We start from the raw sequence: 25,258 nt of genomic DNA, 5'->3' as shown, positions 1-25,258 counted from the left end.
GCTCATCGCTTGTCAGTCAGTGGCAGGCTTTTGTGGCGCTTGCTCGCTGAGCTTGTCGGCCAGGCGCACGAAGGCGGCCAGGTCGAGCTGCTCGGGACGCAGGCTGCCATCGACGCCAGCGGCTTCGATTTCGGCATTGCTCAGCAGCAGCTTGAGGGTGTTGCGCAGGGTTTTGCGGCGCTGGTTGAACGCTTCGCGCACGACGCGCTCCAGCAAGCGGTGATCCTTGGCCGGGTGCGGCAGTACCGCGTGGGGCACCAGGCGCACGATGGCCGAGTCGACTTTCGGTGGCGGGTTGAACGCGCCCGGGCCAACGTTGAACAGGTGCTCGACCCGGCAATGGTACTGAACCATGATCGACAGGCGGCCCCAGTCACCACCGCCCGGGCCGGCAGCCAGACGCTCGACCACTTCCTTTTGCAGCATGAAGTGCATGTCGCGAATCAGGTGCGAGTTATGCAAAAGGTGAAAAATCAGCGGCGTGGAGATGTTGTACGGCAGGTTGCCGACCACTCGCAGGCTGCCTGGCGCGGCGTTCAGGCTGTTGAAGTCGAACTTCAGCGCATCGCCCTGATGCAGGTTGAAGTTGCTCTTGCCGGCAAACTGCTGGTTGAGGATCGGGATCAGGTCCTTGTCCAACTCCACCACGTCGAGTTGCGCGCCGCTGCTGAGCAGGCCCTGGGTCAGTGCGCCCTGGCCAGGGCCGATTTCCAGCAGGCGGTCGTCGCTCTTGGCATGGATGGAGCGCAGGATGCGGTCGATAACGCCGGCATCGTGCAGGAAGTTCTGGCCAAAGCGCTTGCGCGCCTTGTGTTGGTATTGCTCGGTCATAAACGGGTCTCGGCCATCTGGTAGGCGGTTTCCAGGGCGACTTGCAGGCTGCCGGTGTCGATCTTGCCGCTGCCGGCCAGGTCCAGGGCTGTGCCGTGGTCGACCGAGGTGCGGATGATCGGCAAGCCGAGAGTCACGTTGACTGCCGCGCCGAAGCCTTTGTACTTCAGCACCGGCAGGCCCTGGTCGTGGTACATCGCCAGCACCGCATCGCAGTGCTCCAGATATTTGGGGGTAAACAGAGTGTCGGCGGGCAGGGGGCCACGTAGGTCCATGCCCTCGCCGCGCAAGCGCTCTAATGTGGGTTCGATGATATCGATTTCTTCATGGCCCAGGTGTCCGCCTTCGCCGGCATGCGGGTTGAGCCCGCACACCAGGATGCGTGGCTGGGCGATGCCGAATTTGTTTTGCAGGTCGGCGTGCAGGATCCGCGTGACGCGCTCCAGGCGCTCTGGCGTGATCGCATCGGCAATCTCGCGCAGGGGCAAGTGAGTGGTCACCAGGGCCACGCGCAAGCCGCGAGTGGCTAGCATCATCACCACTTGCGCGGTGTGGGTCAGGTCAGCGAGGAATTCGGTGTGCCCGGAAAAGGCGATGCCGGATTCGTTGATCACGCCTTTGTGCACGGGGGCGGTGATCATGCCGGCGAAATCCCCGTCCAGGCAGCCTTGGCCGGCGCGGGTCAGGGTTTCGAGGACAAAGGCAGCGTTGGCCTTGTCCAGTTGCCCGGCGACGACCTTGGCATTGAGCGGTGTATCCCAGACATACAGGCTGTTGGCGGGCGCGGGTGCATCCGGCCAGTTGTCCGGGGAGACCGGCAGCAAGTCGACAGCCACGCCCAGTTGCGCGGCCCGCTCGATGAGCAGGTCGCGGCTGGTAATGGCAATCAGGGGGTGGGGCTGGGCTTGCGAGGCGAGCAGCAGGCACAGGTCGGGACCTATGCCGGCTGGTTCACCGGGTGTCAGCGCGAAACGTTGGGGTTTCACTGCGCTGCCTGGTCGGCGCCAGGGAGTTTGATTTCCACGTACGCTTCGTCACGGATCTGACGCAGCCAGGTTTGCAGCTCTTCGTCGTATTTACGGTTACGCAATACGGTCATGGCTTGCTGCTCGCGAGCCTGGGAGGTGCTGTCGGTGGCGCGACGGCCAAGGACTTCCAGAACGTGCCAGCCGTATTGAGTCTGGAACGGCTTGGACAGCTGACCTTGCGGGGTCTTGGCCATCACTTCGCGGAACTCGGGCACCAGCGCGTTCGGGTCGATCCAGTTCAGGTCGCCGCCGTTGAGGGCCGAACCCGGGTCTTCCGAATAGCTTTTCGCCAGCTCGCCGAAGTCTTCGCCAGCCGCGATACGGCTGTAGAGCGATTCGGCCAGGGCCTTGGTTTTCGCTTCGTCGCGGATCGGGCTCGGTTTGACCAGGATGTGACGCACATGCACTTCATCGCGCATCTGGGTCTCGCCGCCACGCTTGTCGAGGATCTTCAGGATGATGAAGCCGCCCGGGGTACGCATTGGCTGGGTGACGTCACCCACCGGCATGGTGCTCAGCAGGCGATCGAACGGCGGAGGCAGTTGAGCGGCTTTACGCCAGCCCATGTCGCCACCTTCCAGTGCGGTTTCGCTGGCGGACTTGGCGATTGCCAACTGACCGAAGTCAGCGCCTTGCTTGAGCTGCTGGTAAATCGCATCGGCCTGTTTGGCTGCATTCTGAATCGCTTCGGAATTGGCGCTTTCCGGCGTTGGAATCAGGATGTTGGCAAGGTGAAACTCTTCGGACAGCTGCATCTTGCCAAGGTCCGATGCCAGGAAGTTCTTCACTTCCTGCTCGGAGACCTGAATGCGTTCGGCGACCCGACGCTGGCGCACGCGGCTGATGACCATTTCGCGGCGAATCTGCTCACGTGCGTCGTCGTAGGACAGGCCGTCGCGAGTCAGGGCGGCGCGGAACTGCTCGACCGACATGTTGTTGCGTTGGGCAATGGTGCCGACAGCCTGGTTCAGCTCTTCATCGGTAATGCGGATGCCGGAGCGCTCGCCGATCTGCAATTGCAGGTTTTCGACGATCAGGCGTTCAAGTACCTGCTGCTCCAGCACGCTGGACGGCGGCACGGCAGAACCACGCTTGGCAATGGTTTGCTGAACTTCACGGACACGGTGGTCCAGTTGGCTCTGCATGACCACGTCGTTGTCGACGATGGCCACCACTTTATCGATGGACTGTACGGCAGCACTGGCCGCCGTAGTCAGGAACAGCGCGCCCAGCATCAGCGGGCGCAGACAATCAGAAAGCTTGGTCTTCACGTTCACGATAACCTTGAATGCCTTTGTCGAGGAAGCTCTCTACCTTGGCGCCAGTCACGCCGCCGAGTCCCTTCAGAACAATTTGGAGGAAGACGCCATGGTCGCCTTTTTCGTTTTGCGGTGCTTCCTGGCTGAACTCGTCGTAATCAACGAAGTAGCGGTTGATCAGGCGCAGCTTCCAGCAGCAGTTGTCGTACTCGAAACCACCGAAGGCTTCCAGGGTACGGTTGCGGTTGTAGTCATACTGCCAACGGCTGATAGCGCTCCATTGCGGCACGATCGGCCAGATCACCGAGAAGTCGTGCTGTTCGATCTTGTAGTAATCCTTCACATAGCCAGGCTGGCCAGGGGTGCCGTAGTCACCGCCGCCCACAGTCCATTGACCGGTGTTCTGGTCGTAACGGATCTGGTCGTTGCGATAGCGATAGCCGACGTTGACCACCTTGTTCGGGTTGTCTTCAGGCTGGTAGTGGAACATCGCGCTGCCCGAGCGAGGGCTGCGGCTGTCCGGGTCCCAGTTGTAGTCGGCCGTGGTACGCCAGTCGCGGTTCCAACGATACTCGTATTCCAGGGCGTAAGGTGAAACGCTGGCTTGCGTATCCTTGCGGGTCTTTGCATCGATACCCGGCAACTGAACTTCGCGGTCCTTGAAGTACAAGGCCTGGCCGACACTGATGCGTTGACGCTCGAAACCGTCGTCTTCGATCCAGCGGCTGGTCACGCCCAGGGACAGTTTATTCTCGTCGCCGACACGGTCGGAACCGGAGAAGCGGTTGTCACGGAACAGCGACGCATAGTTGAAGGTGTATTCGCTGGTATCGAATACCGGGATGTCTTCCTGGTCGACCTCGGGCACGTACAGGTAGAACAGGCGCGGCTCGAGAGTCTGGCGGTAGTTCTTGCCGAAATACTGGGTATTGCGATCGAAGTACAGGCCGCTGTCGATGCTGGCGATCGGTACGCCGCGGTTCTGGTTGCTGTCGAACTGGCCGTTGAGGTTTTGAGTCCCGTTTGCAGCTGCGGCTTGATTCTGAGCCGCGATCTGGCTTTTGCCGAGGCCGTCCAGGTCCAGTTGGTACTGGGTGTACTGGTACTTGAGCTTCGGCGTCAGGAAACCGTACGTCGTGTTCATCGGCAGGCTGATGGCGGGCGCGAGATTCAGGCGGTCGCCGTTGGCGCGAGCCAGGCCTTGAACGTTGTTATCGAGGCGAGGACTGCCGACGCCGTCCTCGTCAAAGTATGTCCCGCTCTGCAGATCGCGATCAAACCGCACAAGTTCGGTGTTGTAAGTGAAATCCAGGCCTTCCGGATGGTAAGGCAGCATGCCGTCGAGGGTGAGCTGCGGCAGGCGGTCGTACGGCGTAATGTTCGATACGCTCGCCAATTCGTACGCCTGGGCATTCGCGCGAGCGGTATAGCTCTCGCCGCGATAGGTCACGGAACCCTGCTGGTTCACGTAGTCGTTGTTTTTTATGCCAATCTGGTCGGTCTGCAGATCCTGGAAGTAATACGGATCGCTGATCTTGGTGTAGTCGACTTGCGTGAGCACTCGCGAGTCGAGACCACCCTTGTGCTGCCAGTTGTACATGTAGCGGGTTTTTTCGGCGTCGCTCTGCTTGTCGCGATCGTTGCTTTCGTCGTTGAGGTACGCCGCACCGAACTGGCCTTCGCTGGACTTGGTCAGGTAGCGGAATTCGCCTTCCATCAACAAGCCGTGCTTTTCCATGTAGCGCGGGTACAACGTGGCATCGTAGTTCGGCGCCAGGTTGAAGTAGTACGGGGTGACCAGCATGAAGCCGGTATCGCTGCCGGTGCCAATGGTCGGCGGCAGGAAGCCGGACTGGCGACGGTCATCGATCGGGAAATAGATGTACGGCGTGTACAGGACCGGAATGTCCTTGACCCGCAGTGTCACGTTGGTCGCCGTACCGAAACCGGTGGCCGGGTTCAGCGTGACGTTGTTGCCCTTGAGTTGCCAGGCGTTGCTGTTCGGTTCGCACGTGGTGTACGTACCATCCTTGAGGCGGATGATCGCGTTCTCGGCACGTTTGGCGTACAGCGCATTACCGCGGATGCGTGATTTGTGCATCACGTATTCGGCGTTGTCGACCTTGGCTTCACCGGTGTCGAGCTGCACGTCGGCGTGGTCGCCGACGATCAACGCGCCATTGTCGCGAATGCGCACGTTGCCGCTCAGTTCGCCACGGCTCTCGGCCTGGTAAAGGTTGGCTTCGTCGGCTTCGACCTGCATGCTGCCCTGACGCATGACAACGTCACCGGCCAGGGTCGCGACCTGCTCATCCTGCTTATAGCGGGAGGCTTTTGCGCCGATAAAGGTAGGTGCGTCACTTTTATTCGTCTTGTCATTCATGCCAGGACGAATCGGTTCGATATAGGAACCAGAGCAATAAGGACCGGTTTCGGCCAATTGTGCGGCGGTGAGCTGCTCGCGGGGAACCCAGTCGAGGTGACTGTAGTCTGCGCTACGCGACTTCAGGCCACGGCCTTTGGATTCGGTGACCAGTACCGGCTTGGCGCCAGTGTCTTCACTGGAACCATTCTCGGCCGGGGCTTCGCCGGTGGCGGAAACTGCGCTGCCGTCATGCACGGGACGCGGTGGCAATGCAGCCGCCGGCGCCTTTGGCGCACAGTCCCAGGAACCCGAAGCAGAGACTGAGCAGTCAAACTGTTCCGCGGCGACCACATAGGAAGTGGCGAGGGGTTGCAGGGCCAGCAAACTGCCGGTAACCAACAACGGAAATTTTTTACGAAACGCGGGGGATTTCAATGCCATCTTATTAGTCCGGGCTTCCTGCGTGCCATCTGCCCGCGGTGTGGGCCGCACGCCTCTCGATGGTCTGAAAAAGATGCTGGATAATAAAGCATGACCCGCTTGACGGCTAGCGCCGTCGGAGACCCTTGCAATGCCTGATCAAGATGTACGCTTGCAACACCTGAAAGTTTGGCTCGATGAACAATTGGCGACCCTTTTTGCCGAGCAGGGCTGGGGCGCCGTCCCCCCGGCCACATTGACTGCGGCCAGTAGCGACGCGAGTTTCCGGCGGTATTTCCGTTGGGAAGGCGGTGGCAAAAGTTTCATCGTGATGGACGCGCCGCCGCCCCAGGAAAACTGCAAACCCTTCGTGGATATCGCCTTTTTGCTGGCGAAATCCGGAATAAATGTGCCGAAAATTTACGCCGAAGACCTCGAGCGCGGTTTTCTTTTGCTCAATGACCTGGGCAACAAGACCTATCTGGACGTCATCGACAGCGAAAACGCCGACGATTTGTTCAAGGATGCCCTGCAAGCGTTGCTGGCTTTCCAGCAGTTGCCGATGGTTGCGCCACTGCCGAGCTATGACGTGGCGTTGCTGCGTCGTGAACTGGAGCTGTTCCCCGAGTGGTACGTGAAGCGCGAATTGGGCATCGAGTTCGACGCGGCGCAGCAAGTGCTCTGGCAGCAGGTCAGCGATCTGTTGATCGACAGCGCCCTGGCACAGCCAAAAGTCCTGGTGCATCGCGACTACATGCCGCGCAACCTGATGCTCAGCGAGCCCAACCCCGGTGTGCTGGATTTCCAGGATGCGGTGTATGGCCCGGTGACCTACGACGTGACCTGCCTGTTCAAGGACGCCTTCCTCAGCTGGCCCGAAGAGCGAGTGCACGCCTGGCTCGAAAGCTACTGGCAACAAGCGGGCGCCCTCGGAATTGCGGTTCAACCCGAGTTCGAGGACTTCCTGCGTGCCAGCGACTTGATGGGCGTGCAACGTCACCTGAAGGTCATCGGTATTTTCGCGCGCATCTGCCATCGCGACGGCAAACCGCGTTATCTGGGTGATGTGCCGCGTTTCTTTGCCTATATAGAGGCGGTAATTGCTCGCCGCCCTGAACTGGCCGAGCTGGATGTACTGCTGGCCAGTCTGCGTGCCGGAGTGAAAGCATGAAGGCAATGATTCTGGCCGCGGGCAAAGGCGAGCGCATGCGCCCGCTGACCCTGACCACGCCAAAACCGTTGGTGCGTGCCGGTGGCGTACCGCTGATCGAATATCACCTGCGAGCGCTGGCCGCCGCCGGGTTCACCGACATCGTGATCAATCATGCCTGGCTGGGCCAACAGATCGAAGACTACCTGGGCGATGGTTCGCGCTATGGCGTGAGCATTCAGTACTCGGCGGAAGGTGAGCCCCTGGAAACCGGCGGCGGGATTTTCCGCGCGCTGCCGTTGTTGGGGGATGAAGCGTTTGTCGTGGTCAATGGCGACATCTGGACCGATTACGACTTCAGCGTGCTGCATCAGCCCATCAATGGCTTGGCGCATCTGGTCCTGGCCGGCAACCCGCCGCATCATCCGGCGGGGGACTTCAGCCTGGTCGGAAACCAGGTGCACGACGGTCAGCCGCAGGCCGCCACCCTGACCTACAGCGGTATCGCCGTGTTGCATCCGCAATTGTTCGACGGTTGCACGGCGGGGGCCTTCAAGCTCGCACCGCTGTTGCGCAAGGCCATGGCCGACGGTCAAGTGACCGGCGAGCAATTGAGGGGGCACTGGGTGGATGTCGGCACCCACGAGCGTCTGGCCGAAGTTGAAGCATTAATAGAAGCGAGCCGCTGACATGCTGTGGCCAGGGACTCTGATCGGAGCCGGAGCGGGTTTTGCCATAGCCAGCATTCCGGGGGCCATTCTTGGCGCGTTGTTGGGGCAGGCGCTGGATCGGCGCTTGCACCTGCAGAGCTGGGGGCAGTTGCGGGAAAAGCTGGGCGGTCGCCCGGTATTGCGTAACGATGAATTACTGTTTGTCTTGTTGGGGCGCCTGGCCAAGTGCGACGGCCAGGTGATGGCCGGGCACATTGATCAGGCCCGGGCGGAAATGCGCGCGCTGGACATGTCCGGGCCGGCCCAGCGTCGTGCGATTGCCGCGTTCAATCGCGGCAAGTCGGGCCGCGACCGGTTGCGCGGTTATCTGCGTCGCCTGAGTGCCCAACCCCATGCGGCAGAAGGCGTGTTGCGCGCCTGTTGGCGGATGGTATGGGCCGATGGTCGGGCCGGTAGCAGTGAGCGCGAGCTGATCGGCCAATGGGGCCAGTGGCTGGGCTGGACGACCTATCAGGTACAGGCGCTGGCTCATGACTATGAACCGCAGAAGCGGCCCGTGGGCAACAGTGTGCCAAGTTATCAGGACGCCTTGAGGCTTCTGGGGGTGTCGGCCACCACTGAACCGGCGCAGATCAAGCGTGCTTACCGGCGCCTGCTCAGTCGCCATCACCCGGACAAGATTGCCGGCAGTGGGGCGACGGCTTTGCAGGTTCGTGAGGCGACAGAGCGAACGCGTGAGCTGCATAGCGCCTATACGCTGATTCGGGAGCGGCGGGATTTTCGCTAGTCAGGAATGTATGCGTTGGATGTGATGGCCCCTTCGCGAGCAAGCCCGCTCCCACACTGGATCTTGGGCGTTAGAAGTTTCAGTGTGGGAGCGGGCTTGCTCGCGAATGAGGCGACTCGGTCTATCAGTCCGCCGTGTTCTGCGGATTCAACCAGCCCCGCACCCGCCGGAACAATTGTTCCTGCTCTGCCTTGTTGTCCGGCAACGCCTTGAGCGAAACCTGGCTGAATGCCGATGACTTCAAGCGCTTGCTGGCCTGCAGACGGGCCAGCGCCGCGTTGCGATCCAGCACTTTGTCGTTATAGAAGATATCGGCGGTCGGCAGCTTCAAAGTCGGGGTCAGCTCCGCCAGTTCCGGTTTCGCCGTCACCGGTGTCTGCGCGGCAACCATCATCAGCTTTTCGACTTGCGACGGCTGTTTCTCGCTCAGGTAGCGCGCCGCCCAGTAAGCGCCCGTGCCATGCCCCAGCACCACGATGCTGCGTGCGCTTTGCTGTTCAGCGAACGCGATCGCGGCGTCGATCCGGGAAAAAATGCGCTCGGCATCTGCCTTGGACTGTTCTTCGGTACTTTCGACGATGGCCTTGTCGGCCACATCGGCCTCGCCACCGGCCACCTGTTCGATGGGGGCCGCGGTGGTCGAGTCTTTGCTCGCGGTCTCGGGGGCCTTGGGCGCCGGCGCGGCCTCCACGACTCGTGGTGCAATGGCATCGCTTTGCAGGTCGGGCAAGGTGATACTCAGGCTGCTCCACTCGGCGTCCGGCAATTTACGCCGCAAAGGACCGACTGCTTGCGGCCAGTCAACGCTTTCGCCGGCGCCCGGGATGATAATCACCGCGCCTTTGGGTTCGGCGCTATTGGCGGGTTTCCACAAGGCCAGAAACGTGTCGGTGCCCGCTTGCAGTTGCTGCTGTTCCTGAACCGGGATTTTTCGCTCAAGTGCAGTCGCTTCTTCCTGACTACGCTCAGGCAGCGGCTGACGTTCGAGCGGTTTTTCTTCGGTGGTTTTGTCCGCTGCGGCAGGCGCCGGGTCGGCCGCCTCGACGGAAAAAGCGCAAGGCAGGATCAACGACAGGCACAATGCTGGCAGTGCCAGGCGATAGACAGGGAGCATCGGATATTCCAGGCCAGAAGTGGTTCCGGCAGCCTAATGGGTTGGTCAGTGTTTGTCAGTGTGTGAGAGTTCAATGATGCGTTTTCGCTGCCTGTGGGTTATCGGCTGTTTGTGGTTTCCCTTGATGGGCTGGGCGGCGGCCGTGCCCCCGGCGCACGTTGCCCAGTTGACCCCGAAGCAACAGCACTGGCTGGCGCAACAGAGCGAGTTGCGCGTCGGCCTGGTGTTGCAGGCGCCCTATGCGCAATACGATCGCCGCTTGCAGCGCCTGTCCGGGGTGAATGTCGACTTGATGAAGTGGCTGGCAAAGACTCTCAACGTCGAACTGAGCTGGCGCAACTTTCCCGACCTTGAACAACTTGAGGCGGCTGCACGCGAGGGCGAAATCGACATTGCCCCCGGGCTGACCCAAACCCCTGGCGGGTTGCGCCTCTGGCAATTTACCGACCCCTACATGCGAGTACCGCAACTGGTGGTCAGCGACCAGAAAAGCGCCGGGGCGGTCGAACTGGAAAAGCTCGACAGCCAGACCCGCGTCGCCGTGCGCATGCCCAGCGCCATCGCCGATTACCTGCACAGCAACTATCCGCACCTGAATTTGCAAGGCGTCCCGATGGAACGCCAGGCATTGCAATTGTTGGCTGGCCAGCAGGCGGCTTATGCGGTGGTCGATGAGGCGCAATTGGGGCGCCTGTCCGTCGAACCGGAGTTCACCGGATTGGTAGTGGTGGGGGATGTCGGCTTGCCGCAGCTGTTGCGGGTGGCCACGCGGCGTGACAAACCGGAACTGGCGGGCATCGTCGAAAGTGCTTTGCGGGCGATCCCGGCCAAGGATCTGGAGCAACTGCACAATCAATGGCTGCAACCCAAGTATCCGCGGCTCACCGAGTCCCCGGGGTTCTGGCAGAACCTCTGCCTGTTGCTGGTCGTGCTGGCGTTGAGTTGCATGGCCATCGTGTTCTGGCAGCGTCGCCAGCAGCACAACCTGGAGCAGCGCTTGATGGCTGCGCAGGAAGACATTGCCTTGCGCGCCGCCAGCGAAGAGGCGTTGCGGCTCACCCAGTTTTCCATCGATCAAAGCACCGTCGGCATCCTCTGGGTCAACTGGGACAGTCACGTGCGCTACGCCAACCGTGCGGCGGAAGGCATGCTCGGCTACCCGCCCGGCGGGATCATCGATCGGCCCTTGATCGATTTCGAACCCGGCCTGCACATGGACCGCTGGCTCAATCTGTGGAAGCGCGCCCGATCCAGTGAGGACGGTCCGCAAAGCTTCGAAACCAACTGCGTGCGCGCCGATGGCAGCATTCTGCCGGCCGATGTCTCGTTGAGCTTTCTGCGCTTTCGCGATGGCGAATACCTGGTGGTTTACCTCAACGACGTCACCGAGCGGCGCCGCGCCCTGGCGGCCTTGCAGGAAAGCGAGGCACGGCTGCAAGGCATCGCCGCCAACGTTCCGGGGTTGGTTTTCCGGCTGGAACGGGCGCCGGTGACCGGCCAGATCGACTTTGCCTACATCAGCGAAGGCAGCGAAAGCCTGGTGGGTTACTCGCCGGCCACGCTGGCGCATCGCGACAAAGGGCTGCGCAGCCTTGTGCATCCGGATGACAAGGCCAGCTATCACCAGACCCAGGATCATGCGCTGGATACCGACAGCGACTGGTCGTGGCAGGGGCGAATCCTTACGCGTCAGGGCGAGCAGCGTTGGGCGGAAATCAAGGCCATCACCCGTCAGCTGGAAGACGGCGCCTATGTCTGGGACGGCATCGTCTGGGACATCAGCGAGAGCAAGCGCGTCGAACTTGAACTGGCCAGCTCCCGGGCACAACTGCGTGAGTTGTCCGCGCACCTGGAAAGCGTGCGCGAAGAAGAAAAAGCGCGCATCGCCCGGGAAGTTCACGATGAACTGGGCCAGATGCTGACCGTGCTCAAACTGGAAACCTCCATGTGCGAACTGGCTTACGCACAACTGGATCCCGGCCTTAACGAGCGCCTTGGCAGCATGAAGCGCCTGATCGCTCAACTGTTCCAATTGGTTCGCGACGTGGCGACCGCATTGCGCCCACCGATTCTCGATGCCGGTATCGCCTCGGCCATCGAATGGCAGGCTCGGCGTTTCGAGGCGCGTACGCAGATTCCGTGCCTGGTGCAGGTGCCGGACAATCTGCCGGTGCTCAGCGACGCCAAGGCCATCGGCCTGTTCCGAATCCTTCAGGAAGCGCTGACCAATGTCATGCGCCATGCCCAGGCGCATACTGTCGAACTGACACTGGCGCTGGAAGGCGACGAGTTGTGCCTGACTGTTGCCGATGATGGCGTAGGATTTGTCGCTGCGCCTGGCAGGCCAACGTCCTTTGGGATTGTCGGAATGCGTGAGCGGGTGTTGATCATGGGTGGTGAGTTGTCGCTGGAGAGTGAGCCGGGTGAGGGCACGAGCCTGAGTGTGCGAGTGCCGCTGGATGCTGCCTGAACAGGTTGGGTTGACTGTACCGACGCTTTCGCGAGCAAGCCCGCTCCCACATTGGCGTTGAGTTGCTCACAAATCCCCTGTGGGAGCGGGCTTGCTCGCGAATGATCTTGAATCTGGAGAAGAACGTGATCCGTGTACTGGTAGCCGAAGACCACACCATCGTCCGTGAAGGCATCAAGCAGTTGATCGGCCTGGCCAAGGACTTGCTGGTGGTGGGGGAGGCGAGCAATGGCGAGCAGTTACTCGACACCTTGCGTCATGTGCCCTGCGAAGTGGTGTTGCTGGACATCTCCATGCCGGGCGTCAACGGCCTGGAAGCCATTCCGCGGATTCGCGCCCTGAACAATCCGCCGGCGATCCTGGTGTTGTCGATGCACGACGAAGCACAGATGGCTGCCCGGGCACTCAAGGTTGGGGCGGCGGGTTATGCGACCAAGGACAGCGACCCGGCGCTGCTGCTGACGGCCATTCGCAAGGTGGCGGCAGGCGGGCGTTACATCGACCCGGAACTGGCCGACCGCATGGTTTTCGAGGTCGGCCTGACCGACTCGCGTCCATTGCACTCGTTGCTCTCCGAGCGCGAATTTTCCGTGTTCGAGCGCCTGGCCCAGGGCGCCAACGTCAACGACATAGCCCAGCAACTGGCGCTGAGCAGCAAGACCATCAGCACCCACAAGGCGCGGCTGATGCAAAAGCTCAACATCACCTCGCTGGCGGAACTGGTGAAGTACGCGATGGAGCACAAACTCCTCTGATACCGCTGATCCCCTGTAGGAGCCGGCTTGCTGGCGATGGCGTTCTTGAGGTCGCTATCGCCAGCAAGCCGGCTCCTACAGGGATAACGCGACGCCATATCCATTTACGACATGCCGAACAACCGCTTTTGCCATTACTTACGGCTTGTAGCTGAGCGCTGCCCGTGCATTTGCCAAAACGCGCCATCCTTGTAGGGCAATCCCTACCCCCAGCCTTCCATCCGGCTGAGGCGAATCTCTCTTGCCCCCCGATTTGCGCGGTCCCCAGCGTCCACTAGGCTTAATCCCACAGCAGTCATCAATAACAAAGGTGTGGGTATGAGCCAGGTTGATTCAAGCGCAGGGGCCAATGATGTTCTGGTCAGCTTTCGTGGAGTGCAGAAGAGCTACGACGGCGAGAACCTGATCGTCAAGGACCTCAACCTGGACATTCGCAAAGGCGAATTCCTCACGTTGCTCGGGCCGTCCGGTTCCGGCAAGACCACCAGCCTGATGATGCTCGCCGGCTTTGAAACGCCGACCGCGGGCGAGATCCTGTTGGCCGGGCGCGCCATCAACAACGTGCCGCCGCACAAGCGCGACATCGGCATGGTGTTCCAGAACTACGCATTGTTCCCGCACATGACGGTGGCCGAGAACCTGGCGTTCCCGCTGACCGTGCGCGGCATGAACAAGAGCGACGTCAGTGCGCGGGTCAAGCGCGTGCTGAGCATGGTCCAGCTCGATGCCTTTGCCCAGCGCTACCCGGCGCAGCTTTCCGGCGGTCAGCAACAGCGTGTGGCATTGGCCCGCGCGCTGGTGTTCGAGCCGCAACTGGTGCTGATGGACGAACCCCTCGGCGCACTCGACAAACAACTGCGTGAACACATGCAGATGGAAATCAAGCACCTGCACCAGCGCCTGGGCGTCACCGTGGTCTACGTGACCCACGATCAGGGCGAAGCCTTGACCATGTCCGACCGTGTGGCGGTGTTCCATCAGGGCGAAATCCAGCAGATCGCGCCGCCGCGCACTCTCTATGAAGAGCCGAAAAACACCTTCGTCGCCAACTTCATCGGCGAGAACAACCGCCTCAATGGCCGACTGCACAGCCAAACCGGCGACCGTTGCATTGTCGAGCTCGGACGCGGTGAAAAAGTCGAAGCCCTGGCGGTCAACGTCGGCCAGACCGGCGAGCCGGTGACCCTGTCCATTCGTCCGGAGCGAGTGAGCCTCAATGGCTCCAGCGACCAATGCGTCAACCGCTTCTCCGGGCGGGTCGAGGAATTCATCTATCTGGGCGACCACGTCCGGGTGCGCATGGAAGTCTGCGGCAAGACCGACTTCTTCGTGAAACAACCGATTGCCGAGCTTGATCCCTCGCTTGCGGTCGGCGACGTGGTACCGCTTGGCTGGCAGGTCGAGCACGTTCGTGCACTCGATCCGCTTCTAGAGGCGAACTGATCGCCCCGGCAATACCAACACCAACCCTGCACGTGGAGAGAACAATAAATGTTGAGATCCCTGAAATTCACCGCTTTGGCACTGGGCATGATGGGCGCGGCACACGCAATGGCGGCCGGCCCGGACCTGACCGTGGTGTCCTTTGGCGGGGCGAACAAGGCGGCTCAGGTCAAAGCCTTCTACGCACCGTGGGAAGCGGCAGGCAACGGCAAGATCGTGGCCGGTGAGTACAACGGCGAAATGGCCAAGGTCAAGGCCATGGTCGACACCAAGAGCGTGTCCTGGGATCTGGTAGAGGTTGAATCGCCAGAACTGTCCCGTGGTTGCGACGAAGACATGTTCGAGCAACTGGACCCTGCGTTGTTCGGCAAGACCGAAGACTACGTCAAGGGCGCCATCCAGCCTTGCGGCGTGGGCTTCTTCGTATGGTCGACCGTGCTGGCCTACAACGCCGACAAGCTGAAAACCGCGCCGACCAGCTGGGCGGATTTCTGGGATACCAAGCAGTTTCCGGGCAAGCGTGGCCTGCGTAAAGGCGCCAAGTACACCCTGGAATTCGCACTGATGGCCGACGGCGTTGCGCCCAAAGACGTCTACAAAGTGCTGGCCGGCAAAGACGGTCAGGACCGCGCGTTCAAGAAGCTCGATGAACTCAAGCCGAACATCCAGTGGTGGGAAGCCGGCGCACAACCGCCGCAATACCTCGCCTCCGGTGACGTGGTCATGAGCTCGGCGTACAACGGTCGTATCGCAGCCGTGCAGAAAGAAAGCAATCTGAAAGTGGTGTGGAACGGCGGCATCTACGACTTCGACGCATGGGCCATTCCAAAAGGCCTGGACGCCAAGCGTGCTGAAGCGGCGAAGAAATTCATCGCTTACTCGGTACAGCCACAGCAGCAGAAGACCTACTCGGAAAACATCGCCTACGGCCCGGCTAACACCCAAGCCGTACCGTTGCTGGCCAAGGATGTCCTGAAAGACATGCCGACCACCCCGGAAAACATCGCCAACCAGGTGCAGATCGACGTCAGCTTCTGGGCTGACAACGGCGAGCAACTGGAACAGCGCTTCAATGCCTGGGCTGCGAAATAAGCAAAACCTTGTAATGGTGGGCTTGCCCCACCTGTGAGAGCGGGCTTGCTCGCGAAGACGTCAGCACCTTCAGCATCATTGTTGACTGACACTCCGCCTTCGCGAGCAAGTCCGCTCCCACAATAACGATCGAGGTGGTTTCCCATCTCTGTAACGATCAAAGATTCCCGGAGTACGTCATGGCTATCGCCGTTCCCCTGAACGAGGGCACCAGCCCCACCTTGAAGCAGCGGCTCAAGCACGCCGAGCGGGTCAACCGCTGGAAGGCCCAGGCGTTGATCGCGCCGCTGGTGCTGTTTCTGTTGCTGGTGTTCCTGGTGCCGATCGTGGCGCTGCTCTACAAAAGCGTTGGCAATCCGGAAGTGGTCGGCGGCATGCCGCGCACCGTGACGGCCATCGCCAGTTGGGACGGCCGCGGCCTGCCCGCTGAACCGGTTTACAAAGCAGCGGCCGAAGACCTCGCCGAGGCTCGCAAGAATCAGACCCTGGGCGATCTGTCCAAGCGCCTGAACATGGAACTGGCCGGCTACCGCAGCCTGCTGACCAAAACCGCCCGCGCCTTGCCGCTCGCCACTGAGCCGGCTTCTTATAAAGAAGCGCTGGAAGGTCTCGATGAGCGCTGGGGCGACCCGGCCTACTGGCAAGCGGTGCGCCGCAACACCAGCAGCATCACTCCGTATTACCTGCTGGCGGCCGTCGATCATCGCATCGACGACCTCGGCGAAATCGCCCCGGCCACCCCGGATCAGGCGATCTACCTCGACATCTTCGCTCGCACCTTCTGGATGGGCCTGATCATCACCGTGATCTGCCTGGTGTTGGCGTATCCACTGGCTTACCTGCTGGCGAACTTGCCGTCGCGGCAGAGCAACCTGCTGATGATCCTGGTGCTGTTGCCGTTCTGGACCTCGATCCTTGTTCGGGTCGCGGCGTGGATCGTGTTGCTGCAATCGGGCGGGTTGATCAACAGCGGCCTGATGGCCATGGGCATCATTGATAAGCCGATCGAGCTGGTGTTCAACCGCGTCGGTGTCTACATCTCGATGGTGCACATCCTGCTGCCGTTCATGATCCTGCCGATTTACAGCGTGATGAAAGGCATTTCGCCGACCTACATGCGCGCCGCGATTTCCCTCGGCTGCCATCCGTTCGCCAGCTTCTGGCGGGTGTACTTCCCGCAGACCTATGCCGGTGTCGGCGCCGGTTGCCTGTTGGTGTTCATCCTCGCCATCGGCTACTACATCACCCCGGCTTTGCTGGGTAGCCCGAACGATCAAATGGTCAGCTACTTCGTCGCCTTCTACACCAACACCAGCATCAACTGGGGTATGGCGACCGCACTCGGTGGGCTGCTGTTGCTCGCGACAGTCGTGCTTTATCTGATTTACAGCTGGCTGGTGGGCGCGAGCCGCCTGCGCCTGAGCTAAGGGGAGAACGAAATGCTGAGTCCTTATATGTCGCCCATCGAACGGGTGTGGTTCTACAGCTTGCGGATTCTCTGCGGCTTGATTCTGTTGTTCCTGATCCTGCCGGTGCTGGTGATCATTCCACTGTCGTTCAACTCCGGCAGCTTCCTGGTGTACCCGCTGCAGGGCTTCTCGCTGCAGTGGTATCACGACTTCTTCGCTTCGGCGGAATGGATGCGCGCCCTGAAGAACAGCATCATCGTCGCCCCGGCGGCCACGGTGCTGGCGATGGTCTTCGGTACGTTGGCGGCCATTGGCCTGACCCGTGGCGACTTCCCTGGCAAGGCGCTGGTGATGGCGCTGGTCATTTCGCCAATGGTGGTGCCGGTGGTGATCATCGGTGTGGCCAGTTACTTGTTCTTCGCACCGCTGGGGTTGGGCAACAGCTTCTTCTCGCTGATCGTGGTGCATGCGGTGTTGGGTGTGCCGTTCGTGATCATTACCGTGTCGGCGACCTTGCAGGGGTTCAACCACAATCTGGTACGGGCCGCCGCGAGCCTGGGCGCTTCGCCGCTGACTACGTTCCGCCGGGTGACCTTGCCGCTGATTGCCCCGGGCGTGATCTCGGGGGCGTTGTTTGCCTTCGCGACGTCGTTCGATGAGGTGGTGGTGACGCTGTTCCTCGCAGGTCCCGAGCAAGCGACCCTGCCACGGCAGATGTTCAGCGGTATCCGCGAGAACCTCAGTCCGACCATCGCCGCCGCCGCGACGCTGCTGATTGCCTTCTCGGTGATCCTGCTGCTGACCCTGGAATGGCTGCGTGGGCGTAGCGAGAAACTGCGTACCGCGCAGGTCTGAAGCCGAACCCGGTAAAAATGTGGGAGCGGGCTTGCTCGCGAAAGCGGAGTGTCAGTTGATGTATCAGTTGAATGACACACCGCCTTCGCGAGCAAGCCCGCTCCCACATTGGATCTCGGTCATTCACGACCTGAATGGCAGACAAACCCCATTCCCCAGCTACTATTGTGCCCAGCTCCCCTACCTATAAGAGGCTGCGCACATGAGTCTTTCCTCTTTCAAAATTGCTCACAAACTGATCACCGGCGCAGGTGCCATCGAGCAGCTGTCCGCCGAACTGACGCGCCTGGACATCGACCACCCGCTGATCGTCACCGATGCCGCCCTGGTCAAATCCGGCACGGTAGAACTGGCACTGGCACAGCTGGGGGATCGGACTTACGAGATCTTCGATCGGGTACTGCCCGATCCGGAAATCGCCATCGTCGAAGACTGCATGCGGGTCTACCGCGAAGGCGGGCATGACGGCCTGATCGGCCTGGGCGGCGGCAGTGCCATCGACATCGCCAAGAGCGTGGCGGCCTATGCCGGCTACCACGGCGCGCTGGAGGATCTGTTCGGTATCGATCAGGTGCCGCGCAAAGGTCCGCCGCTGATTGCCATCCCCACCACAGCCGGCACCGGTTCGGAAGTGACCAACGTCGCCATCCTTTCCGACAAGGTCGCGCAATTGAAGAAGGGTATCGTCAGCGACTACCTGTTGCCGGACGTGGCGCTGGTCAGTCCGCAAATGACCCTGACCTGTCCGCGCAGCGTCACGGCGGCCAGTGGCGTCGATGCGCTGGTACATGCCATCGAGTCCTATCTGTCGGTCAACGCTTCGCCGATTACCGATTCACTGGCCATCGGCGCCATCAAGCTGATCGCCAAGGCGCTGCCCAAGGCCTACGCCAACCCGTCGAACCTGCAAGCCCGGGAAGACATGGCCACCGCCAGCCTGATGGCCGGCATGGCGTTCGGCAATGCCGGGGTTGGCGCGGTGCATGCGCTGGCGTATCCGTTGGGCGGGCGTTTCAATATTGCCCACGGGGTCAGTAATGCCTTGCTACTGCCCTATGTCATGACCTGGAACAAGATGGCCTGCATCGAACGCATGCAGGATATTGCCGAAGCCATGGGGGTGAAGACCGCTCATCTGAGTGTCAATGAAGCGGCCGACAAAGCCGTGGAGGCCATGACCGAATTGTGTGCGGCTGTGGAAATTCCTCAGGGCCTGCGCAGTTTTGGGGTTCCCGAAGACGCCATCCCCGCCATGGCAGTGGAAGCCGCGGGCATTGAGCGCTTGATGCGCAACAATCCGCGCAAATTGAGCGCGATTGATATCGAGAAGATCTACCGCGCTGCCTACTGATCATCGCGCTCACGGTGCGCGCGTCAAAGCATGAGGTATACAATGCGCGCCATCGTGATTCTGCTCAGAAAAGGTGCGTCATGCAGCCCTTCGTAATTGCTCCGTCGATTCTCTCCGCCGACTTCGCCCGCCTGGGTGAAGAAGTGGACAACGTCCTGGCCGCCGGCGCCGACTTCGTGCATTTCGATGTCATGGACAACCATTACGTACCGAACCTGACCATCGGCCCGATGGTCTGCTCGGCATTGCGCAAGTACGGCGTTACCGCACCGATCGACGCGCACCTGATGGTCAGCCCGGTGGACCGCATCGTCGGTGACTTCATCGAAGCCGGCGCGACCTACATCACCTTCCACCCGGAAGCCTCGCAGCACGTTGACCGTTCCCTGCAATTGATCCGCGAGGGCGGCTGCAAGTCGGGTCTGGTGTTCAACCCGGCGACCCCGCTGGACGTGCTCAAGTACGTGATGGACAAGGTCGACATGATCCTGCTGATGAGCGTCAACCCGGGCTTTGGTGGGCAGAAGTTCATCCCCGGTACCCTCGACAAGCTGCGCGAAGCGCGGGCACTGATCGATGCTTCGGGCCGCGACATTCGCCTGGAAATCGACGGTGGCGTGAACGTGAACAACATCCGCGAAATCGCTGCGGCCGGTGCTGACACCTTCGTCGCCGGCTCGGCCATCTTCAATGCACCGAACTATCAGGAAGTCATCGACAAGATGCGTTCCGAACTGGCGCTGGCTCGCCCATGAGTGGCTTTGAGCAGCTGTTCCCGGGGCAACTGCCGCGGCTGGTGATGTTCGATCTGGACGGTACTCTGATCGACTCGGTCCCGGACCTGGCAGTGGCTGTGGACAAGATGCTGCTCAATCTCGGTCGCCAACCCGCCGGTCTGGAAGCGGTGCGCGAGTGGGTCGGCAATGGCGCGCCGGTACTGGTGCGTCGTGCGCTGGCTGGCGCTATTGATCATTCGGCGGTCGATGACGCCGAGGCCGATCGGGCGCTGGAGTATTTCATGCAGGCTTATGGCGAGAGCCATGAGTTGACCGTGGTTTACCCCGGCGTGCGCGACACCCTCAGATGGTTGAAAAAGCAGGGTGTCGAGATGGCACTGATCACCAACAAGCCGGAGCGTTTCGTCGCGCCGCTGCTGGATCAGATGAAGATCGGCCGCTATTTCCGCTGGATCATCGGCGGCGATACCTTGCCACAGAAAAAACCCGATCCGGCCGCGCTGTTTTTCGTGATGAAGATGGCCAACATTCCGGCTTCGCAGTCGTTGTTCGTTGGTGACTCGCGCAGCGATGTGCTGGCGGCGAAAGCGGCGGGGGTCAAGTGCGTGGCCCTGAGCTACGGCTATAACCACGGCCGGCCGATAGCCGAAGAGTCGCCGGCGCTGGTCATCGACGACTTGCGCAAACTAATTCCCGGTTGCCTGGATCCGGCCGCTGAGATAACGTTGGCCGACGCTGTCCAACCCCCTTCTGGAAACGCCATCGTGGTGGTCACTCGCAAACTCTGGATGAAAGTCATCAAGGCCCTGGCCCGCTGGCGTTGGCGCGCCTGACTTGATCCTGGCCGGTTATCCGGCGCGTTTGCATACCTGACTGTTCGACCCTCAAGCCACGAGGCACCTCATGATCCGCGAAGAATTCCTGCGTTTGGCCGCTGCCGGCTACAACCGCATTCCGCTTGCCTGCGAAACCCTGGCCGACTTTGACACACCGCTGTCGATCTACCTGAAGCTGGCTGACGAGCCCAATTCCTACTTGCTGGAGTCCGTACAGGGTGGCGAGAAGTGGGGCCGTTACTCGATCATCGGCCTGCCGTGCCGCACCGTGCTGCGGGTTCACGACCATCACATCAGCGTGACCGTCGATGGCGTCGAGACCGAAAGTCACGACGTGGAAGACCCGCTGGCCTTCGTCGAGGCCTTCAAGGCTCGCTACAACGTGCCGACCATTGCCGGCCTGCCGCGCTTCAACGGTGGCCTGGTAGGGTATTTCGGCTATGACTGCGTGCGTTATGTGGAAAAGCGCCTGGGCAAATGCCCGAACCCGGATCCGCTGGGCGTGCCGGACATTCTGCTGATGGTCTCCGATGCCGTCGTGGTGTTCGATAACCTGGCTGGCAAGATGCACGCCATCGTCCTGGCTGACCCGGCTCAGGAAGATGCTTTCGAGCAAGGTCGCGCCCGCCTGGAAGAGCTGCTGGAACAACTCCGTCAGCCGATCACCCCGCGTCGTGGCCTGGACTTCAGCAAGCAACAAGCGGCAGACCCGGTGTTTCGCTCCAGCTTCACCCAGGACGATTACGAAAAAGCCGTCGACACGATCAAGGAATACATCCTGGCCGGTGACTGCATGCAGGTCGTGCCGTCCCAGCGCATGTCGATCGACTTCAAGGCGGCGCCGATCGATCTGTACCGGGCGCTGCGTTGCTTCAACCCGACGCCTTACATGTACTTCTTCAACTTCGGCGACTTCCACGTCGTCGGCAGCTCGCCGGAAGTGCTGGTGCGGGTCGAAGACAACCTCATCACCGTGCGCCCGATTGCCGGCACCCGTCCGCGGGGCGCCAGCGAAGAGGCTGACCTGGCGCTGGAACAAGACCTGCTGTCGGATGACAAGGAAATCGCCGAACACTTGATGCTGATCGACCTCGGTCGCAACGACACCGGGCGGGTATCGGAAATCGGCTCGGTGAAGCTCACCGAGAAAATGGTCATCGAGCGTTACTCCAACGTGATGCACATCGTGTCCAACGTCACCGGGCAACTGAAAGCCGGACTGACGGCGATGGATGCACTGCGGGCGATTCTGCCGGCGGGCACCTTGTCCGGTGCGCCGAAAATCCGCGCGATGGAAATCATCGACGAACTGGAACCGGTCAAGCGTGGCGTCTACGGCGGTGCCGTCGGCTACTTCGCCTGGAACGGCAACATGGACACCGCCATTGCGATCCGCACGGCGGTGATCAAGAACGGTGAGCTGCACGTGCAGGCCGGTGGCGGCATCGTTGCCGACTCGGTACCGGCACTGGAATGGGAAGAAACCCTGAACAAGCGCCGCGCGATGTTCCGCGCCGTTGCCCTGGCCGAACAAACCCCGGAAAGCTGAGCTCACGTGGTGAGGGAGCTTTTGTGGCGAGGGGGCTTGCCCCCGTTCGGCTGCGAAGCAGTCGCAAACCTCGCACTCGGTGTACCTGATACACCGCGACTGCAGATCTTGGGGCCGCTTCGCGACCCAGCGGGGGCAAGCCCCCTCGCCACAAAAGTATTCACCCCAATAAAAAACGCGGCGCCTGTAAGGGCGCCGCGTTTTTTATTGCCTGCACATCAGAAGTCCAGCGCAACACCTACGTTGATGCCCTGTTGGGTGAAGTCGTCGTCCTTGCGGATGTTGTAGCTGGCGCGCAATGCCAGATCGCGGGTGAGGTTATGGCTCACGCCCAGGTTCACCCGCTGCAAGTGGCTTTGCGGGGTGTAGCCTTCCAGAGTGAACTGGTTGTTCGGCAAGGTGTTGAGGTTGATGCCCACATCCTGGGTATCGTCGTTGTACTCACGCTCGATTGCCGCTTCGCCGAACACCTGGGTTTGCGGGGTAATCTGGTATTTACCCTGCAGGCCAGCGCCCAGGCGTCGGGAAATAACCTCCTGATCGGCAAAGGTCAGCGCCGTGGAATTGTTGCCGTCCTCCGAGTAGCCGTCGACTTTCGCCTTGGAGAAATCAGCGCTGATAAACGGCGACACATGCCAAGGGCTGCTGGCTTGTTGCGCAATGTCGTAACCCAGGCGAGCGCTGAAGGCCTCGACGTAGCCACTGGTATCGCCTTTTTCACCGCGTTCGTTGACGCCCAGCTGGAACTTGCGCTTGAGGCTGTCGTAATCCAGATGCCCTGCCGTCAATGCCACGTCAGCCCAGACACGGTTTTGCTGGTATTGGGCGAATGCCGTGCCCAGGTAGGTGTTGAGCTTGTAGTCGGAGTCGTTGCTGCCGGCCTCGAGCTTCTGGTTATAGAACCCGGCCGCCAAGCCGACGCGCCAGGCATCATCGATACGGTAGCTGCCACCGATGTTCAGGTTGGCTCCGTTGCCGTCGGCACTGACCGCGCTGTCCTGACTGTCAAAGTCCTGGTGCTGTCCGCCCCCCGAAACAATGGCTCGCCATTGACCGACGCCCTGCCAGTTTTCCCAATCGGCCAGCCATTGATTGCGCAGTTCATCCTGGTGCGCGCGTACAGTGCCCTGGGCCATTTCCGGCAGCAGGGTGAGCTCCCACGGCGCCGCCAGCAGGGAATACGCGTAATCGGCAATCAGGCGCTGTCCGGCTTCGGTGGGGTGCACCGAGTCGTTGAAGATCAGCTTGGTCGGGTCCGGCGTGGCGCTGTTGATGCCGAAGCGGGCATTCTCGGTACAACCGTTACCGCTGAAGCAGGTGGCGATGAGGTTCTGGTCGGTGGCCAGGCCAAACTGCGCCGGGTTGGCGAACGTCTCTTTGAGCAGTACCGGAATGTTGAGCGGGATGACTTCGGCATTGATGTTCTGCAGTCGGCTCACCAGTTCAGTGTTGAACTGGGCGCTGAGCTGGGACGTGAAGGCTTGCAGCGGGGTGCCGTTGAACGCCGGGGTAAAGCCGATATCGGGCAGCAACCAGACCATGACGTATTTGGCGCCTGCGGTTTGCAGAGTCTGCACGCTGTCGGCCAGGCGGTCGGCGGCGGCACTGGCCTGGGGCAGGCTGGTGACGCGACCTTGCAGGAAGTCGTTGCCGCCACCCGACAGGTAATACAGCGCGTTCGGGTCGGCGCGGAAGTTATTGGATGGTAGATAGCCGGCCCGGGTGCGTTCGCCGGTGGCGGAGGTGCTGGTGATCGAATCCAGAATCTGGTCGGTACGGTAGCCACCCACAGCCCAGTTGTTACCATCGGGCTGGCCGTTGCTGACGCGCACCGCCGACGATGAAGATGCGGTCTGGTCCGCCGAGAACCCCAGTTTTCCGCCCAGTATCTGTGTGGAGTTGAGCGAGCGGACTTCGCCGCTGCCATCCAGGTACACCGGCCCCGTCCGGTTGGTAAAGCGCTGCGTCGACCCGGCAGGCCCGCCGGTGTCGGCAAAGGTCCCGGCATCGTTGAGGCTGTCCCCGAAGACCACGAAGCTTGTATAAGGATTGGGTGCGGCGTTCGCCTGGGCGCATGCCATCGCGAGCAAGCATCCTGCGAGCGGTACAAACAACGACTGTTTGATCATGAGCAAGTCCGTTTATTTATTGTTTTAGTGAACGAAACGACAGTACCAAAAACGTTCGGCCTTTTGCCATCTGTCGCGAAGCCTTTAAGAGTTTCGCGGGCAGTACCCCCGGCGATATTGCACGCTCTGCCCAGCTAAGTTACTGTGCCGGGACGTACGAACGAGACCTTCCCCGTGTTGATCATCAGTAAACTCCTGGATCAAGTCATCAAGGCACACGCCCGCTGGCGTTGGCGCGCCTGAATTCTTTTGCCGGCTTCGCCGGACCTGTACCGCTTCGCCTTCTTCACCCGTTTGAAATGCCGCTTTGCTGGCGCTACTCCAGCACCTGACAAAGCGCAGCGCTCTGCGGGTCAATCATTCGAAGGCCATCTTAAAAGTCAGTGAATTCAAGAGGTTCTAAACGCCATGTTGCTGATGATCGATAACTACGACTCCTTTACCTACAACGTTGTGCAGTACCTGGGCGAGCTCGGCTCCGAGGTCAAGGTCGTGCGCAACGATGAACTGACCATCGCTGAAATCGAAGCCCTCAACCCCGAGCGCATCGTTGTGTCCCCCGGTCCTTGCACCCCGACCGAAGCCGGCATCTCGATTGAAGCGATCAAGCATTTCGCCGGCAAGCTGCCGATTCTTGGCGTCTGCCTCGGCCACCAATCCATCGGCCAGGCCTTTGGCGGTGATGTGGTGCGCGCCCGTCAAGTGATGCACGGTAAGACTAGCCCGGTATTTCACGAGGACAAGGGTGTCTTCGCAGGCCTGAATCGTCCGCTGACGGTGACCCGCTATCATTCATTGATCGTCAAGCGCGAAACCCTGCCCGATTGCCTGGAGCTGACGGCCTGGACCCAACTCGAAGACGGCTCGGTCGACGAGATCATGGGCCTGCGTCACAAGACCCTGAACATCGAAGGCGTGCAGTTCCACCCTGAGTCGATCCTCACCGAGCAGGGCCACGAGCTTTTCGCCAACTTCCTCAAACAAACCGGCGGCACGCGCTAAGGACT

The 25,258-nt window shown here is 61.0% G+C and carries 20 protein-coding genes; 14 read left to right on the top strand and 6 right to left on the bottom strand.

What is annotated here, in order from left to right:
- Window positions 1-12 precede the first annotated feature (12 nt).
- Genes rsmA through QMK54_RS28300 form a run of 4 tightly spaced genes read right to left on the bottom strand, consistent with a single transcriptional unit; the run spans window position 13 to window position 5,924 of the window.
- Window positions 13-831, bottom strand: a complete 819-nt coding sequence (gene rsmA / locus QMK54_RS28315; RefSeq protein WP_110658292.1) for a 16S rRNA (adenine(1518)-N(6)/adenine(1519)-N(6))-dimethyltransferase RsmA — start codon at window positions 829-831, stop codon at window positions 13-15.
- Window positions 828-1,817 carry a 4-hydroxythreonine-4-phosphate dehydrogenase PdxA gene (pdxA, locus tag QMK54_RS28310; protein WP_320401663.1) on the bottom strand — a complete coding sequence of 330 codons (990 nt, stop codon included), beginning with the start codon at window positions 1,815-1,817 and terminating at the stop codon, window positions 828-830. The genes rsmA and pdxA overlap by 4 nt, the downstream gene beginning before the upstream one ends.
- Complete coding sequence (gene surA / locus QMK54_RS28305) at window positions 1,814-3,130, bottom strand: peptidylprolyl isomerase SurA (RefSeq protein ID WP_411740835.1); 1,317 nt, start codon at window positions 3,128-3,130, stop codon at window positions 1,814-1,816. Before surA ends, pdxA begins: the two co-directional genes overlap by 4 nt.
- Window positions 3,111-5,924: an LPS-assembly protein LptD gene (locus QMK54_RS28300; RefSeq protein ID WP_110659298.1), complete on the bottom strand. Its 2,814-nt coding sequence runs from the start codon at window positions 5,922-5,924 to the stop codon at window positions 3,111-3,113. Before QMK54_RS28300 ends, surA begins: the two co-directional genes overlap by 20 nt.
- 130 nt (window positions 5,925-6,054) lie before the next feature.
- Between QMK54_RS28300 and QMK54_RS28295 the strand changes: the two genes are divergently transcribed.
- From QMK54_RS28295 to QMK54_RS28285, 3 genes are read left to right on the top strand one after another with little or no spacing between them, the layout of a single operon-like run.
- Window positions 6,055-7,074, top strand: a complete 1,020-nt coding sequence (locus QMK54_RS28295) for an aminoglycoside phosphotransferase family protein (RefSeq protein WP_110659297.1) — start codon at window positions 6,055-6,057, stop codon at window positions 7,072-7,074.
- On the top strand, window positions 7,071-7,742 hold the full coding sequence (gene murU, locus QMK54_RS28290; RefSeq protein WP_320401662.1) for an N-acetylmuramate alpha-1-phosphate uridylyltransferase MurU: 672 nt from the start codon (window positions 7,071-7,073) through the stop codon (window positions 7,740-7,742). Before QMK54_RS28295 ends, murU begins: the two co-directional genes overlap by 4 nt.
- 1 nt (window position 7,743) lies before the next feature.
- Window positions 7,744-8,511 carry a DnaJ domain-containing protein gene (locus QMK54_RS28285; protein ID WP_110659295.1) on the top strand — a complete coding sequence of 256 codons (768 nt, stop codon included), beginning with the start codon at window positions 7,744-7,746 and terminating at the stop codon, window positions 8,509-8,511.
- Between the two features lie 124 nt (window positions 8,512-8,635).
- Here the strand turns inward: QMK54_RS28285 and QMK54_RS28280 are convergent, their stop codons facing one another.
- Window positions 8,636-9,625, bottom strand: coding sequence for an alpha/beta hydrolase family protein (locus tag QMK54_RS28280; RefSeq protein WP_320401661.1), 990 nt, complete (start codon window positions 9,623-9,625; stop codon window positions 8,636-8,638).
- A gap of 73 nt (window positions 9,626-9,698) precedes the next feature.
- On the opposite strand from QMK54_RS28280, the gene QMK54_RS28275 reads away from it, so the two are divergent.
- From QMK54_RS28275 to trpE, 10 genes are all read left to right on the top strand, one after another.
- The gene (locus tag QMK54_RS28275; RefSeq protein WP_320401660.1) at window positions 9,699-12,095 is read left to right on the top strand and encodes a PAS domain S-box protein; all 2,397 of its coding nucleotides are present in this window, start codon (window positions 9,699-9,701) and stop codon (window positions 12,093-12,095) included.
- A 101-nt stretch (window positions 12,096-12,196) separates the two neighbouring features.
- Window positions 12,197-12,850 (top strand): response regulator transcription factor, encoded by a 654-nt coding sequence (locus QMK54_RS28270; protein ID WP_181432025.1) that lies wholly within the window; start codon window positions 12,197-12,199, stop codon window positions 12,848-12,850.
- Between the two features lie 318 nt (window positions 12,851-13,168).
- Entirely contained in the window at window positions 13,169-14,293 is a 1,125-nt protein-coding gene (locus QMK54_RS28265; RefSeq protein WP_008051639.1) for an ABC transporter ATP-binding protein, read from the top strand.
- A 48-nt stretch (window positions 14,294-14,341) separates the two neighbouring features.
- Window positions 14,342-15,385, top strand: a complete 1,044-nt coding sequence (locus tag QMK54_RS28260) for a polyamine ABC transporter substrate-binding protein (protein ID WP_223589918.1) — start codon at window positions 14,342-14,344, stop codon at window positions 15,383-15,385.
- 179 nt (window positions 15,386-15,564) lie between these two features.
- Window positions 15,565-16,812 (top strand): ABC transporter permease, encoded by a 1,248-nt coding sequence (locus QMK54_RS28255; RefSeq protein ID WP_007980201.1) that lies wholly within the window; start codon window positions 15,565-15,567, stop codon window positions 16,810-16,812.
- Window positions 16,813-16,824: 12 nt separating this feature from the next.
- Window positions 16,825-17,649 carry an ABC transporter permease gene (locus QMK54_RS28250; RefSeq protein ID WP_007980200.1) on the top strand — a complete coding sequence of 275 codons (825 nt, stop codon included), beginning with the start codon at window positions 16,825-16,827 and terminating at the stop codon, window positions 17,647-17,649.
- Window positions 17,650-17,851: 202 nt separating this feature from the next.
- Window positions 17,852-19,000 (top strand): iron-containing alcohol dehydrogenase, encoded by a 1,149-nt coding sequence (locus QMK54_RS28245; RefSeq protein ID WP_110662000.1) that lies wholly within the window; start codon window positions 17,852-17,854, stop codon window positions 18,998-19,000.
- A gap of 80 nt (window positions 19,001-19,080) precedes the next feature.
- On the top strand, window positions 19,081-19,755 hold the full coding sequence (gene rpe, locus QMK54_RS28240; RefSeq protein ID WP_110662001.1) for a ribulose-phosphate 3-epimerase: 675 nt from the start codon (window positions 19,081-19,083) through the stop codon (window positions 19,753-19,755).
- Window positions 19,752-20,570: a phosphoglycolate phosphatase gene (locus QMK54_RS28235; RefSeq protein WP_110662002.1), complete on the top strand. Its 819-nt coding sequence runs from the start codon at window positions 19,752-19,754 to the stop codon at window positions 20,568-20,570. The genes rpe and QMK54_RS28235 overlap by 4 nt, the downstream gene beginning before the upstream one ends.
- A gap of 70 nt (window positions 20,571-20,640) precedes the next feature.
- Window positions 20,641-22,122, top strand: a complete 1,482-nt coding sequence (trpE, locus tag QMK54_RS28230) for an anthranilate synthase component I (RefSeq protein ID WP_320401659.1) — start codon at window positions 20,641-20,643, stop codon at window positions 22,120-22,122.
- A 218-nt stretch (window positions 22,123-22,340) separates the two neighbouring features.
- Here trpE and estP read toward each other — a convergent pair whose 3' ends face one another.
- Window positions 22,341-24,251 carry an esterase EstP gene (gene estP, locus QMK54_RS28225; RefSeq protein WP_320401658.1) on the bottom strand — a complete coding sequence of 637 codons (1,911 nt, stop codon included), beginning with the start codon at window positions 24,249-24,251 and terminating at the stop codon, window positions 22,341-22,343.
- A gap of 408 nt (window positions 24,252-24,659) precedes the next feature.
- Here estP and QMK54_RS28220 point away from each other — a divergent pair, with 408 nt between their 5' ends.
- The gene (locus QMK54_RS28220) at window positions 24,660-25,253 is read left to right on the top strand and encodes an aminodeoxychorismate/anthranilate synthase component II (protein ID WP_085727855.1); all 594 of its coding nucleotides are present in this window, start codon (window positions 24,660-24,662) and stop codon (window positions 25,251-25,253) included.
- Window positions 25,254-25,258: the final 5 nt, after the last annotated feature.

The sequence above is a fragment of the Pseudomonas sp. P5_109 genome (assembly GCF_034009455.1).
GTDB lineage: Bacteria > Pseudomonadota > Gammaproteobacteria > Pseudomonadales > Pseudomonadaceae > Aquipseudomonas.
The sequence above is the reverse complement of the archived record's forward strand: the minus strand, read 5'-3'. Positions and strand labels throughout refer to the sequence as shown.